Origin of the sequence: Martinezella paranaensis, from assembly GCF_014200235.1 — a bacterium.
Lineage (GTDB): Bacteria > Pseudomonadota > Alphaproteobacteria > Rhizobiales > Rhizobiaceae > Rhizobium > Rhizobium paranaense.
The window spans coordinates 239,333-251,706 of record NZ_JACHBI010000010.1; the positions used below are offsets into that span (position 1 = coordinate 239,333).

Genomic DNA, 12,374 nt, shown 5'->3' on the forward strand with positions numbered 1-12,374 from the left:
CCGCCGGTCGCATTGGTCTGACCCGAGTGGAAACTTTCTTTTCCAGCAATATTGTGGCGAGCAGCATCATTGTTCGTCCTGCGTCGCGGTCGCATGGCACCGGAAGGGCGCAGGTCTGGAATGAAAGGAAGAGGCACATGAAATTCGGATCAGTCTTCGGAACGACAATGGTCGCCCTGACGCTGGCGGTCGCTCCGGTCGGTGGCGCTGCTCTGGGTCTGGCAGGCATCGCTTATGCCAAGGGCGGCAACGGAAACGGCGGCGGAAATGGAAATGGCAACGGTGGCGGCAATGGAAACGGCAATAGTGGGAGCCACGGCAGCGCCAATTCTAGTCATGCCAAGTCGTCTGACGACACAAATTCAACCAGCACTGATGTGGACGGAGACACGGATACCGATGTCGGCCACGCCAAGCATACGAATCACATCTCGAAGTCCGCGGCTGCTAATGAGAAGCTTGAGAAGCACAGCGTAACCAAGGTCAAAACGCAGGCGTCAGAGCTTGGTAGCCTCAATTCCCTCAAGAGGAACTATCACGCCTATATGAATTCCAAGGATCCGAAGATGGCGGCTATCAGAGCCTACGTCATGGATTATGCCGAGTTCGAACTCAAGAATGGAATCAATGCCGTCCCAACGGACCCGGCCCTCAGCGACGAAGCGCTTCGTTCGGCTCTGGCTCAGTCTTCGAAGACCGGCGTTGTAACCGACCAAACGCTGGCCGAGGCTAAGGACATCCTGGGCGTCGGCCCCGCCGTTGGAAAGATCGATCAGGTTCGCGATGCGCTGGAAAGGTCGACTGTTGCGCCATCCGATGACGACGCAACAGACCCCGCTGATTGATCGATAGTTGCAGCGGGTGTGAAAAGGCCCCCCCAACCGGAAGCACCCCCTGCTACGAGCGACCAACACGCCGCCAATCGTGTTGGTCGCTGTTTTATTGCCTGATGTAGCCGATATTGCCTGAGCTTGGCGCTACGTCACTTGCCTGTCATTTTTTTAAGACACATCTTGTTCGGCATGCTTCTACGCTCGTTCGCGATTGGCCGGTTTAAGGACCGGCATTTTGCGCTGCGAAATGGAGGGGATGTGGTTTTCGCCATGTGCGAGCCGCTTCGTCTCGGCCTTGAAGCGGCCTGCACATAGGGCTGAATCCCGCTCATGTGTAAATATTGAAGTGCTTTCGCCTCTTCGCGCGTTTCTCAAACATGCGTCGACAGAGGCATATGAATCGTTTCTGCCTGTAGAGAATGAAGAAGAATCTTATGACGAATCTTCGCAGTCAATGCAGCGAGCACGCCATATGAGGCGCTCACTTTCGCGAAAACCAAATGCGATCGCTTATTATGCGGATTTTGTCGTCTACCCGATCACCGCTGTCGGACTGAGCGCCGCCTATTTTCTTTGGGGCTATGATGGCCGGCCCTTGCTCTGGCTTGCCGCCATCGCAACCGGCGCAGCCGCATGGACGCTGGTGGAATACCTCATTCATCGCTTCGTGCTGCACCATGTCGTCTATGTACGCGACATGCATATTCACCATCACCACGCGCCGACCGAGTTGATCGATACGCCGATCTGGCTCAGCCTGTCTTTCATGGTCGCGGGTGTATTGTTGCCGTCTTGGTGGGCCTTCGGCTTTGGCGTGGCATCAGGCTTCACCGTCGGTATGACGCTTGGCTATCTCACCTACGGAACAATGCATCACGCGATGCACCACTGGCGGATTCCGCACGGCACCTATCTCTACCGTGCCAAGCGCTGGCATGCGCAGCACCATGCCTCCACCGACGAGGGGAATTACGGTGTTTCGTCGCTTTTCTGGGATCACGTTTTTGGTACGGTGCTGCCGGACCCGGCGATGAAGAGCAAAAAGAGGCGCGAAGGTGGCTGAGTGCGGCCGCTTCAAAGTGCTCATAATTTAAGCGTATTATGTTCCATATACAAGTTGGTCGATCTTTTCATTCCTCGAACATCTTGCCGCTACGCGCTTCGAGCCGATACCGGTGTCCGGGATAGACGAGGCGGGCGATGGAGACCACTTGTCGTGCCGACCATGTACGCCGGCGGATCGCCAGGCAAGGTTCGGTCTTCAAGACGGTCAGGAGCTTGCATTCCCAGGGCTGCGGCATTGCTGCCTCGACGATGTGCTCCGAGCCGCTGAGCGGGGCCGCAGCCGTCAGATAAGCATTCGGCGTCAGCGTCGTGAAATCCTGCTCGAGATATTCGGGCGCTGCTTCCGGGTGAACGAAACGGTCCTCGATCTGCACAGGAACGCCGTTTTCGCTGTGGACGATCAGCGAGTGGAAAACCGCCGCGCCGATCTCCAGCTCCAGAGCGTCCGCAACCTCGGGAGAGGCCGTTTCGCGGGCCAAAACGATGACGGAAGCCTCATGAACATGGCCGCGCTCGGCGATCTCATCGGCGATGTTGCGCACCTCGAACAGCGCCGAATAGCCTTTGCGCTCGGCAACGAAGGAGCCCACACCCTGGATGCGGACAAGTTCGCCTTCATTGGCAAGCTCTCGCAGTGCCCGGTTGGCGGTCATCTTGCTGACGCCGAGTTCCACGACCAGCTCGTTTTCCGAGGGAACGCGATGCTTCGGCGGCCACTCGCCGCTGTGGATCCGATCAAGGATCATCTGCTTGACGCCGGCATAAAGCGGGCCGGAGTCGTTTTCGGCCAGCTCACGTTTCCGATCGGTAGCGCGTTTCATTGCCTAATCCTTGTGCAGTCGCGAATTTCGCTTTGTAAATCGACTTGGCACTTGCATAACACAAAATATCACATATGGTACCCTATACAACTATCCGATCGATGTGACCAGCAAATGCAGGTCGCCGACCCGGCAAGCCGGCGAAGACTGGCGTAAACAGAAATTGGCTATTTCGATCTCAAGAGGAGAACATCGATGAAGATTAGACATGCCCTTCTTTCCAGCGCCCTGGCGCTTGCCGTTCTCGCCGGCCCTGCAGCTCAGGCGAAGGACTGGAAAACCGTTACCATCACGCTCGAAGGCGCTTATGCGCCATGGAACCTGACCAACTCCGACGGTACGCTCGGCGGCTTCGAGCCGGAACTGGCCAAGGTGCTGTGCGAGCGAGCCAAGGTCGACTGCAAGCTGGTGGCGTCCGATTGGGATGGCATGATCCCGGCTCTGAACGCTGGCAAGTTCGATGTGATCATGGATGCGCTGTCGATCACCGATGAGCGCAAGCAGGTCATCGATTTCACCGTTCCTTACGCTGCGACCCCGGCTGCTTTCGCGACCGCGAAGGATAGCCCGCTGGCCAACGCAGCCGGCACCGGCGCAACCGTCAAGATGACGCCCGGCCAGACCGGCGTTAAGGAGATCGACGCGCTGAAGGCAGCCTTCAAGGGCAAGACCATCGGCATCCAGGCCGCTACCGTTTACGCCAAGTTCATTTACGACAACTTCGGCGACGTCGCGACGATCCGCGAGTACAAGACCGGCGCCGATCGTGACCTCGATCTGCAGAATGGCCGTATCGATCTCGGCTTCGACGACGCCGTCTATTTCCAGACAGCTTTCGATGCCGCCAACGGGGCGCTCGCCTTCACGGGGCCGCAAGTCGCCGGCCCGATCTGGGGCGTCGGCGAAGGCCTCGGCGTCCGCAAGTCCGACACGGACCTTCGCGACATGTTCAGCGCGGCAATCAAGTCGGCACTGGCCGACGGCACCGTGAAGAACCTCTCGATGAAGTGGTTCAAGACGGACGTCTCGCCGCAGGAATGATCGTTCGCCGGCGCTTCCATCGGGGGGCGCCGGCTTTCGGCTTCAATGCCGCTTCCCGCATGTTATGTTTGACTAATCAAGAAAACAGACCGCTCGGTACGGGGAACGAACGAGATGGCGATATTGCAATTGATCGGTTTCGGCTCGACCGGCTGGGGCGCTCTGCTTCTGCTCGGAGCGCTGATGACGCTGTGCGTCACTGCGGTCGCATTGGCGATCGGCGCTGTCTTCGGCGCCATCATCGCGGCGGCGAAGCTCTCCGGCAATCTCATCCTGAAGACGCTTGGAAACGTCTATACAACCGTTTTTCGCGGCGTGCCGGAACTGCTCATCATCTATCTGATCTATTTCGGCGGATCGAGCGCGATCACCAGCATCGGCAAATCCCTCGGCTATGAGGGGTTTCTCGGCATGCCGTCCTTTGCGGCCGGTGCCCTTGCCGTCGGCATCATCTCCGGCGCCTATCAGGCGGAGGTGTTCCGCGGCGCCTATCTCGCTGTTTCCAAGGGCGAGCTTGAAGCGGCCTCGGCCATCGGAATGCATGGAGGCCTGAGGTTCCGGCGGATCATCATGCCGCAGGTGCTGCGCTACGCTATTCCCGGCATGGGCAATGTCTGGCAGTTGAGCCTTAAGGATTCCGCGCTGATTTCGGTCACCGGCCTTGCCGAGCTGATGCGGACCAGCCAGGTCGCCGCCGGTTCGACACGGCAATATTTCCTGTTCTTCATCGTGGGCGGCGCGCTCTATCTCATCCTGACGAGCCTGTCGGATCGCATCTTCAACGGCGCCGAACGGCGCGCCAATCGCAGCATGCCCTCTGCAATGGGCCAGGCCTGAGGATCGGTCATGGATTTCGCTTTTCTCGGACAGACCATGCTCACGCTGCTCGAAGCTCTGCCGACGACGCTGGCGCTGTTTTTCCTGTCGATCGCCATCGGCGGCGTTCTCGCAATCCTGATCGTCTGGATGCGGGTCGGCGGCAATCCGATCTTCACCGCCATCGCCAAGGGCTACATCTTCATCTTCCGCGGCTCGCCGCTGCTCATCCAGATGTTCCTGATCTTTTACGGGCTCGCCCAGTTCGGATTCATCCGCTATGGGCCTCTCTGGCCGCTGCTGCGTGAGCCTTTCGTCTGCGCCGTCCTATCACTTGCGCTCTGCACCGGCGGTTATACTGCGGAGATCTTCCGTGGCGGCATTCGCGCCGTCTCCCCGCGTGAGATCGAGGCGGCGCGTTCGATCGGCATGTCCGGTTTCCTGCTCGTGCGGCGCGTCCTGGCGCCCATCGCCTTCCGTCACGCATTGCCTGCCTATTCGACCGAAATCGTACTGATGATGAAGTCGACGGCGCTCGCAAGTCTCGTCACCGTCTGGGAAGTGACCGGCGTTGCCCAGCGGCTGATCTCGCATACCTACCGCACGATGGAAGTCTTCCTCTGCGCGGCCGCCATCTATCTCATCTTGAATTTCATCATTCTGCAGGCGCTCGGCCTGCTGGAATATCGTCTGTCCCGCCATCGTCGCGCCGTTCCGGCGGCGCTGAAGGCGTGAGGCAACTGGCCTAGATCTGGATTGGAGAGATCATGCCCGGCGTCACCCGACTTTCGGTCCGTAATATCCGCAAGAGCTTCGGCACGCACGAGGTTTTGCGCGGCATTTCCCTCGATGCTCAGGATGGCGACGTCATCTCGCTGCTTGGCGCCTCCGGCTCGGGCAAATCCACCTTTCTGCGCTGCATCAACCTCTTGGAGACCGCCACGGATGGCGAAATCTGGGTTGATGGCGAGCAGATCCGCATGGTGCACAAGGGCGGCAAAACCAAGCCGGCGAGCCAGAAGCAGGTGGATCATATCCGCTCCGAGCTCGGCATGGTGTTCCAGTCGTTCAATCTTTGGTCCCACATGACAATCCTGCAGAATGTCATCGAGGGGCCGGTGCATGTGCTGAAGCGGCCGCGGGCCGAGTGCATCGCCGAAGCCGAAGTGCTGCTCGAAAAGGTTGGCATTGCCGATAAGCGTCATGCCTATCCGGCGCTTCTGTCCGGCGGCCAGCAGCAGCGCGCGGCGATTGCCCGTTCGCTCGCCATGAAGCCGAAAGTCATGCTCTTCGACGAGCCGACCTCGGCGCTCGATCCAGAGCTTGTCGGCGAAGTGCTGCGCGTCATGCGTTCGCTGGCGGAAGAGGGCATGACCATGCTTGTCGTCACGCATGAGATGAGCTTTGCCCGCAATGTCTCCAACCGCGTCGTCTTCATGCGCGAGGGCCTGATCGAAAGCAGCGGCCCGCCGCAGGAGATGTTCGGCAGTGGTGCCTCGCCGGCTTTCCGCCAGTTTATCGGACATTTCGGAACGCCGTCATGACCATCATGCTTCGAACGGTGCTGAGCTGGCGCGATGTCGCCAGCGTGGCAGATGGCGCGCCTTTATCACTCGCACCAGCCGTCCGGGAACGCATCGCCTATGCCAGCCGGATCGTCGAACGCATCGTGGAGACCGGCGTACGCGCCTACGGTGTCAACACCGGGGTCGGCGCGCTGTCGGATACGGTGGTCGATCGTGAATCCCAGAGCCGTTTGTCGCGCAATATCATCTTGAGCCACGCCTCTGGAGTCGGGGAGCTGCTGGCGCCGCGCGAGGTGCGTGCCATCATCGCCGCCCAGATCGCCAATTTCGCCCATGGCCATTCGGGCGTGAGGCCGGAAATCGTCAGTCATCTCTCGACCTTTCTCGAAAAGGACTGCATCCCCGACGTGCCCTCGAAAGGTTCGGCCGGCTATCTCACGCACAATGCTCACATCGCGCTGGTGCTGATCGGTGAGGGCAGCGCCAGGGTCGCAGGTAAGGCGATGTCCGGACGTGAAGCCTTGGCCGCGATCGGTCTTGAACCGCTCGTACTCGGCGCGAAGGAAGGGCTGAGCCTCGTCAACGGCACAGCCTGCGCGACCGGTCTTTCCAGCGTGGCGCTGGCTCGTGCCGAACGCCTGCTTGCCTGGGCCGATGCCGTCGCGGCATTGACGCTGGAGGCAGCCGGTTGCCAGGTGGCTGCATTCGATGAAGCCGTTCTCGCGCTGCGTCACTCCAAGGGCATTGCCGCAGTCGGTGTTTCCTTGCGCGCCCGGCTGCAGGGCAGCGGGGTCATCGCAGCGGCATTGGGCCGGCGTACACAGGATGCTCTCAGCCTGCGCGCCATTCCGCATGCTCACGGCGCGGCGCGCGATGTCTTCGATAATTCCGCACGCATTGTCGATCAGGAGCTTGCCTCCGTCACCGACAATCCGGCGGTTTCCGGCACGCCGGAGAATCCCGTAGTTTCCTCGGAAGCCCATGCGGTTGCCCCGGCGCTCGGCCAAGCCGCCGACAGCCTTGCCATCGCGCTCGCCCAGATCGCGGCGATGAGCGAGCGGCGCATGGACCGGCTGGTCAATCCGCTGGTCAGCGGTCTGCCGCCCTTCCTCGCAAGCGATGCCGGCAGCAATTCCGGTTTCATGATCGCGCAATATACCGCCGCAGCCCTTGCCAACGAGAACCGCCGATTGGCGGCACCCGCCAGTACCGATGGCGGACTGACCTCCGGCCTACAGGAGGATTTCCTCGCGCATCCGACGGCGGCGGCAAACAAGCTGCTCGCAGTGATCGACAATGCCGAATATATCCTTGCGATCGAACTGATGGCAGCAGCGCAGGCGCATGACTTCCTCAGTGCCGCGGGAGGCCGCGCCGCCGGCACCGACGCGATCTACGAGATGGTGCGAGCCCGCGTTCTGCATTATGGCGACGACCGGCCCTTGAGCGGCGACATGGAAGCCTTGCGAAATCTCATTCGAGAGACGTTGCCGCCGGATTTTGCCAAATAGGATAGTTTTATGACCGCTCAGTTCGACGTTGCCGTCATCGGCCTCGGCGCCATGGGGAGTGCGGCAATTTCCTTTCTTTCGGCGCGCGGCGTCAAGACGATCGGCATCGATGCCCACTTTCCCGCCCATGCGCTCAGTTCATCGCACGGCGACAGCCGGCTGATCCGCCTCGGTTATTTCGAAGACCCGTCCTATGTGCCGTTGCTGCAGCGCGCCTATGAAAACTGGCGGGCACTGGAAGCGCGGCTGCGCGCCGACATCCTGACGATCACCGGCGTGCTGCAGATCGGCAAGCCGGACAGCAAGATCGTCAGCGGCACGCGGGCTTCCTGCAAACTGCACCATCTGCCCTATGAGGAGCTGGATCGGAGGGCGATGGGGACGCGTTTTCCAGCCTTCGCGCTGGACGAAGACGAGATGGCGCTGCTCGACCCGCAGGGTGGCTATCTCCGTCCGGAAACGGCTGTGATGGGCTATCTGAAGCTCGCGGCGGAGGATGGGGCGGTCCTGCATTTCGGCGAGAAGGTGACGGCAATCGAGCCCGATGATGCCGGCGTGACGATTTCGTCTGCTGTTGGCCGCTATCGCGCCAGTAAGGTGATCGTTTCGACCGGTTCGTGGATCGCCGAACTGGTGCCGCAGTTGCGGGAGCATGCCAATCCGATCCGCCAGGTCGTCGCCTGGTATCAACCGCGCGACGGCTTCATGATGCAGCCACATCGCATGCCCGCCTTCCTCCGCGATGAGGGCGATGAGGGTTCCTATTTCGGCTTCCCGGCCATCGGTGTCGACGGCATCAAGGTCGGACGCCACGCGCATTTCATGGAGCCGATCGATCCGAACCAGGCAAACCCGCCCGTCAACGACAGGGATAAGGCACTGCTGGACAGCTTCATCGCCAGGCGCCTACCGGCCGCTGCCGGCGTTCGCGTCAATGCAATCACCTGCCGCTACACGATGCTGCCAAGCGAGGATTTTCTGATCGATCTCATGCCCGGCGAGCCAAATGTCGTCGTTGCCTCGCCCTGTTCCGGCCATGGCTTCAAATTCACGAGCGTCGTCGGAGAAATTCTTGCCGATCTCGCGATGGAAGGCGGCACAGGGCTGCCCATCTCGGCCTTCTCCTTCAAGGCGATGGAGAATTTCCTTGCGGGGCGGAAGATGCTGGCTCGCGCCTAGCGATAGCGCCAGATTGGAGCGCGTTATTGCGATGGCTTGTCCGTCTTGGGCGGGAGCAGATTGGCGAATTCCATCGGGAAGGGAAATAGGATCGTCGAGGTCTTTTCGCCGGCGATGACATTCAGCGTGCTCAGGTAGCGTAGCTGCATGGCTTCCGGTTGCTTGGCCAAAACCTCAGCTGCCTCAAGCAACTTCGCCGCCGCCTGTTGCTCGCCTTCGGCATTGATGACCTTGGCGCGCCGCTCGCGTTCCGCCTCCGCCTGACGGGCAATCGCGCGGATCATGGACTCGTTGATGTCGACATGTTTGATTTCGACATTGGCCACTTTGATGCCCCAGGCATCCGTCTGGGCGTCGAGAATTTCCTGAATGTCGTTGTTGAGCTTGTCGCGCTCCGCCAGCATCTCATCAAGGTCATGTTTGCCGAGTACAGAGCGCAGCGTCGTCTGGGCAAGTTGGCTTGTCGCCATCATGAAGTCCTCGACCTGGATCGTCGATCTTTCGGGATCGATGACCCTGAAATAGATCACGGCGCTGACGCGGACCGAGACATTGTCATGCGAAATCACATCCTGTCCGGGCACGTCGAGCACCCTTGTGCGCAGATCGACCCGCATCATCTGCTGAACATAGGGGACGAGCAGGAACAGGCCGGGTCCCTTGACGCCGGTGAAGCGGCCGAGCGTGAAAACCACCCCGCGCTCATATTCCCGCAGGATCTTGATCGCAGACGCGAGGACGAGCAGCAGGATAAGAATAACCACCAGATAGAAGGCGAGATCTGCAAAAATGCCCATGACTTTTCCTCCTGCTTCCCCAAAGCCGCCAGTTTCTCAAGTGCTGCGGGTCACCTCAAGCGTCAGACCGTTGCGGCCGGTCACTCTAACAACGTCTCCCGCGGTAAGCGGCTCTGAGGAAACTGCCTTCCAGCGTTCGCCACGCGCGATGACGTAGCCGGCGGCACCTGTCCAGCTATCGACCTTCCCCGGCATGCCGATCATTTGTTCCGTGCCGGTGCTGACTTTGCGCCAGCGCGACAGGATCGCGAGTCGGGCGACGACGAGGCTGAAGGCAACGGCCGCCACGGCGATGGCGCCCAACACAGACCAGGACACTTCAAAGCCTGGAATATCCGTCTCGAACAGAATGGCTGCGCCGAGCACAAGCGCGATCCCACCGCTCATACCAAGGGCGCCGAAGGATGGCGAATGCGCTTCAGCCACGGTCAACCCGACACCGAGAACGATCAATCCGAAGCCGGCATAATTCACCGGTAGCAATGCCAGAGCGTAGAGGCCGAGCAGCAGGCATATGGCGCCGATCGTGCCAGGGACAAATGTCCCCGGGGTGAGAAATTCGAAGATTATGCCGTAGATCCCGACCATCATCAGGATGAGCGCGATGTTCGGATCGGTAATCACGGAAAGTACGCGCGTCCGCCAGTCCGGCTCGAATTCGCGAACGGCAAGGCCGGCGGTATCGAGACGGACATCCGTTTGGCCGACCCGAACGGTGCGCCCCTGCGCCTGGGTCAAGAGGTCTTGGATGGTATCTGCCGTGAAATCGACGACGTGCTCATGCACGGCTGCAGTCGAAGAAAGGCTCGCGGCTTCCCGCACTGCCCGTTCCGCCCAATCGGCATTGCGGTTGCGCAGTTCGGCCAGCCCGCGAATATAGGCGACGGCGTCGTTGACCGCTTTCGCTTCGCTGGCGTCGCGAGAGGGCTGTCCCTGTGTATTGCCTGGCTCGCCTGATTTTCCCTTGTCCGGTTCCGAACCGCTACCGAACGGGTTGCCGCCGATAGCGATCGGCGTGGCCGCGCCGATATTGGTGCCCGGCGCCATCGCCGAGATGTGGCTCGCATAGAGAATATAGGTGCCGGCACTGGCGGCCCGGGCACCGCTTGGGGCCACAAATCCCGCGACGGGCACGGGTGAAGCAAGGATCGCCCTGATAATGTCTCGCATGGATGTGTCGAGACCGCCGGGCGTATCGATCTGCAGGACGACCAGGGTCGCGCCATCTTCGCTGGCACGCTGAAGACCGCGCCGTATATAGTCTGAGGTGGCCGGGCCGATGGCACCATTCACCTTCAGGACCACAGCGACGCGCTCCGCCGCAAATGTCGGAGAAGCGGTCAGGCCGAAAGCCGATGCGAGAGCCAGCATCAAGGCGAGGATTGGCGGCACTCGTCGCCAAAGCTTCAAACACTGCGCTATCGTTCGCCGAGCAGTCATGTTCATAAATATATGGCGGCGCCACCAAACGGTAAGGTGGAAACCACCTTTGGAGCGCAATAGATCCGCGATATTTTATGGCTCGGTGCCGAAATTCTGCAGGCGAGAGCCGACCGACTTTCCACAAGCTGAGATCGTGTCTTCAAACAGCGGTTGCCAATAGGTCACAGCCTCCGGCTCGAAGTTGTCATATTTTGTTTTTTGATCGTCTTGCATATTGCCTCTCGCCTTTTGGTTGATATTTCTGCCATGCCTTTATTACCCAGAGGAGATTCGGGATGCGGAGACTGGCGTCAATTGCACTCATGGTTGTCTTGAGCGCATGTGCGAGGCCATCTGACGGCCCGGACGCCGGTAATATTTACAACGCAACGTTGCCGCATTCTGGCGAGAGAATCCCGGTCGTCGCTTTGGCGGATGCGCCCATGGGGGGTGCGGTACTCTTCATGATAAGGCGCACCTGGTCGTCTGGTTGAGAGCCGCCGGACTTAATATACGTCGTTACTTCGGGGGCTTGAGCTATTTGGCCGCGAGTGGCGACCATCAGATAGGCCCAGCGGCAATGCGCACCCTCCGAGACCAATCCCAGCTTGGAACCGGTCTGTTCACTGACCCGAAGGTGCTCCTCCAGGCTCTCCGTCGATACGCCCTGTGTTTCCGTGGGACATGTTTCCCTGAGATATAGGATACGCCGTCGCCGCGCTGCCGCGCTTCGCAAATCCTCGATAGCCTTGACCTCACCCGCGCTCAGCTTTAGCGGCCCCGATGTTGCTGGCGGCATGTTCGCCAATCGCGCTAAGCGCATTGGTTTTTCACTCCAGTCGCTGTCAGCCGAGAAAAGGATCTGATCTGCGGGCCCAAGCATCCGCGACCGGCTCGTAAGCGAGAGAGTTGGCAACTTTGAAACTGTGGGCAAGTATGTCGGCGGTCTCATCGGCGGCGTTGGCAACGGAGTAGTCCAAGGCGTAAAGGGTGCCGTCGTCGGTGGCGGGGCGGGTGCTGTTGTTGGCGCCGGCGTCGGAGCCGTTGTCGGAGCACCAACCGGTCCCGGAGAAGTTATAACAGTTCCGTCCGGGGCTACAGCGGGTCTGGCGACTGGCGCTGTGGTTGGCGGCGCCTACGGAGCCGTTGACGGAGTCACAACCGGCGTCCCCGCCGGCATGGATGTGGGCTCCAGCGCCGGTCATTGGCTTGATCAGAAAATCGCGGAAATGACGGGCGCCGACAAGGCCGCGGACAAAGCCGATACAAAAGCTCACATGAGGATTTCGCCGTCAAGATCAATCACTGGTTCATAGTTTGCATCCTTCCGATTTCATATCGAACCCATGGTCTGAGCCACTTG

13 protein-coding genes are annotated in these 12,374 nt (G+C 60.3%); 8 read left to right on the top strand and 5 right to left on the bottom strand.

What is annotated here, in order from left to right; genetic code table 11:
• Window positions 1-137 precede the first annotated feature (137 nt).
• On the top strand, window positions 138-845 hold the full coding sequence (locus GGD50_RS23165) for a hypothetical protein (RefSeq protein ID WP_183939770.1): 708 nt from the start codon (window positions 138-140) through the stop codon (window positions 843-845).
• A 460-nt stretch (window positions 846-1,305) separates the two neighbouring features.
• The gene (locus GGD50_RS23170) at window positions 1,306-1,896 is read left to right on the top strand and encodes a sterol desaturase family protein (protein WP_183939772.1); all 591 of its coding nucleotides are present in this window, start codon (window positions 1,306-1,308) and stop codon (window positions 1,894-1,896) included.
• Between the two features lie 67 nt (window positions 1,897-1,963).
• Here GGD50_RS23170 and hutC read toward each other — a convergent pair whose 3' ends face one another.
• Window positions 1,964-2,719, bottom strand: coding sequence for a histidine utilization transcriptional repressor HutC (hutC, locus tag GGD50_RS23175; RefSeq protein ID WP_183939774.1), 756 nt, complete (start codon window positions 2,717-2,719; stop codon window positions 1,964-1,966).
• Between the two features lie 195 nt (window positions 2,720-2,914).
• On the opposite strand from hutC, the gene GGD50_RS23180 reads away from it, so the two are divergent.
• The 6 genes from GGD50_RS23180 (at window position 2,915) to solA (ending at window position 8,792) form a co-directional block, all read left to right on the top strand.
• The gene (locus GGD50_RS23180) at window positions 2,915-3,760 is read left to right on the top strand and encodes a transporter substrate-binding domain-containing protein (protein WP_028751980.1); all 846 of its coding nucleotides are present in this window, start codon (window positions 2,915-2,917) and stop codon (window positions 3,758-3,760) included.
• A 114-nt stretch (window positions 3,761-3,874) separates the two neighbouring features.
• Window positions 3,875-4,597 (top strand): ABC transporter permease, encoded by a 723-nt coding sequence (locus GGD50_RS23185; RefSeq protein WP_183939776.1) that lies wholly within the window; start codon window positions 3,875-3,877, stop codon window positions 4,595-4,597.
• A 9-nt stretch (window positions 4,598-4,606) separates the two neighbouring features.
• The gene (locus GGD50_RS23190) at window positions 4,607-5,311 is read left to right on the top strand and encodes an ABC transporter permease (RefSeq protein ID WP_183939778.1); all 705 of its coding nucleotides are present in this window, start codon (window positions 4,607-4,609) and stop codon (window positions 5,309-5,311) included.
• Between the two features lie 32 nt (window positions 5,312-5,343).
• Window positions 5,344-6,120: an ABC transporter ATP-binding protein gene (locus GGD50_RS23195; protein WP_183939779.1), complete on the top strand. Its 777-nt coding sequence runs from the start codon at window positions 5,344-5,346 to the stop codon at window positions 6,118-6,120.
• A complete protein-coding gene (locus GGD50_RS23200) occupies window positions 6,117-7,613 on the top strand; it encodes an HAL/PAL/TAL family ammonia-lyase (RefSeq protein ID WP_183939781.1) in 1,497 nt (498 codons plus the stop codon). Before GGD50_RS23195 ends, GGD50_RS23200 begins: the two co-directional genes overlap by 4 nt.
• Before the next feature lie 9 nt (window positions 7,614-7,622).
• On the top strand, window positions 7,623-8,792 hold the full coding sequence (gene solA / locus GGD50_RS23205) for an N-methyl-L-tryptophan oxidase (protein ID WP_183939783.1): 1,170 nt from the start codon (window positions 7,623-7,625) through the stop codon (window positions 8,790-8,792).
• Window positions 8,793-8,815: 23 nt separating this feature from the next.
• Here solA and GGD50_RS23210 read toward each other — a convergent pair whose 3' ends face one another.
• From GGD50_RS23210 to GGD50_RS23225, 4 genes are all read right to left on the bottom strand, one after another.
• Entirely contained in the window at window positions 8,816-9,589 is a 774-nt protein-coding gene (locus GGD50_RS23210; RefSeq protein ID WP_183939785.1) for a slipin family protein, read from the bottom strand.
• Window positions 9,590-9,625: 36 nt separating this feature from the next.
• Complete coding sequence (locus tag GGD50_RS23215) at window positions 9,626-10,981, bottom strand: NfeD family protein (protein WP_331371200.1); 1,356 nt, start codon at window positions 10,979-10,981, stop codon at window positions 9,626-9,628.
• A gap of 123 nt (window positions 10,982-11,104) precedes the next feature.
• Complete coding sequence (locus tag GGD50_RS23220) at window positions 11,105-11,245, bottom strand: hypothetical protein (protein ID WP_183939787.1); 141 nt, start codon at window positions 11,243-11,245, stop codon at window positions 11,105-11,107.
• Between the two features lie 611 nt (window positions 11,246-11,856).
• The gene (locus GGD50_RS23225) at window positions 11,857-12,288 is read right to left on the bottom strand and encodes a hypothetical protein (RefSeq protein ID WP_183939789.1); all 432 of its coding nucleotides are present in this window, start codon (window positions 12,286-12,288) and stop codon (window positions 11,857-11,859) included.
• Window positions 12,289-12,374: the final 86 nt, after the last annotated feature.

Coding starts and splice junctions, on each gene's coding strand:
- GGD50_RS23165 (WP_183939770.1), top strand. CDS start 138: ATGAAATTCGGATCAGTCTTCGGAACGACAATGGTCGCCCTGACGCTG.
- GGD50_RS23170 (WP_183939772.1), top strand. CDS start 1,306: ATGAGGCGCTCACTTTCGCGAAAACCAAATGCGATCGCTTATTATGCG.
- hutC (WP_183939774.1), bottom strand. CDS start 2,719: ATGAAACGCGCTACCGATCGGAAACGTGAGCTGGCCGAAAACGACTCC.
- GGD50_RS23180 (WP_028751980.1), top strand. CDS start 2,915: ATGAAGATTAGACATGCCCTTCTTTCCAGCGCCCTGGCGCTTGCCGTT.
- GGD50_RS23185 (WP_183939776.1), top strand. CDS start 3,875: ATGGCGATATTGCAATTGATCGGTTTCGGCTCGACCGGCTGGGGCGCT.
- GGD50_RS23190 (WP_183939778.1), top strand. CDS start 4,607: ATGGATTTCGCTTTTCTCGGACAGACCATGCTCACGCTGCTCGAAGCT.
- GGD50_RS23195 (WP_183939779.1), top strand. CDS start 5,344: ATGCCCGGCGTCACCCGACTTTCGGTCCGTAATATCCGCAAGAGCTTC.
- GGD50_RS23200 (WP_183939781.1), top strand. CDS start 6,117: ATGACCATCATGCTTCGAACGGTGCTGAGCTGGCGCGATGTCGCCAGC.
- solA (WP_183939783.1), top strand. CDS start 7,623: ATGACCGCTCAGTTCGACGTTGCCGTCATCGGCCTCGGCGCCATGGGG.
- GGD50_RS23210 (WP_183939785.1), bottom strand. CDS start 9,589: ATGGGCATTTTTGCAGATCTCGCCTTCTATCTGGTGGTTATTCTTATC.
- GGD50_RS23220 (WP_183939787.1), bottom strand. CDS start 11,245: ATGCAAGACGATCAAAAAACAAAATATGACAACTTCGAGCCGGAGGCT.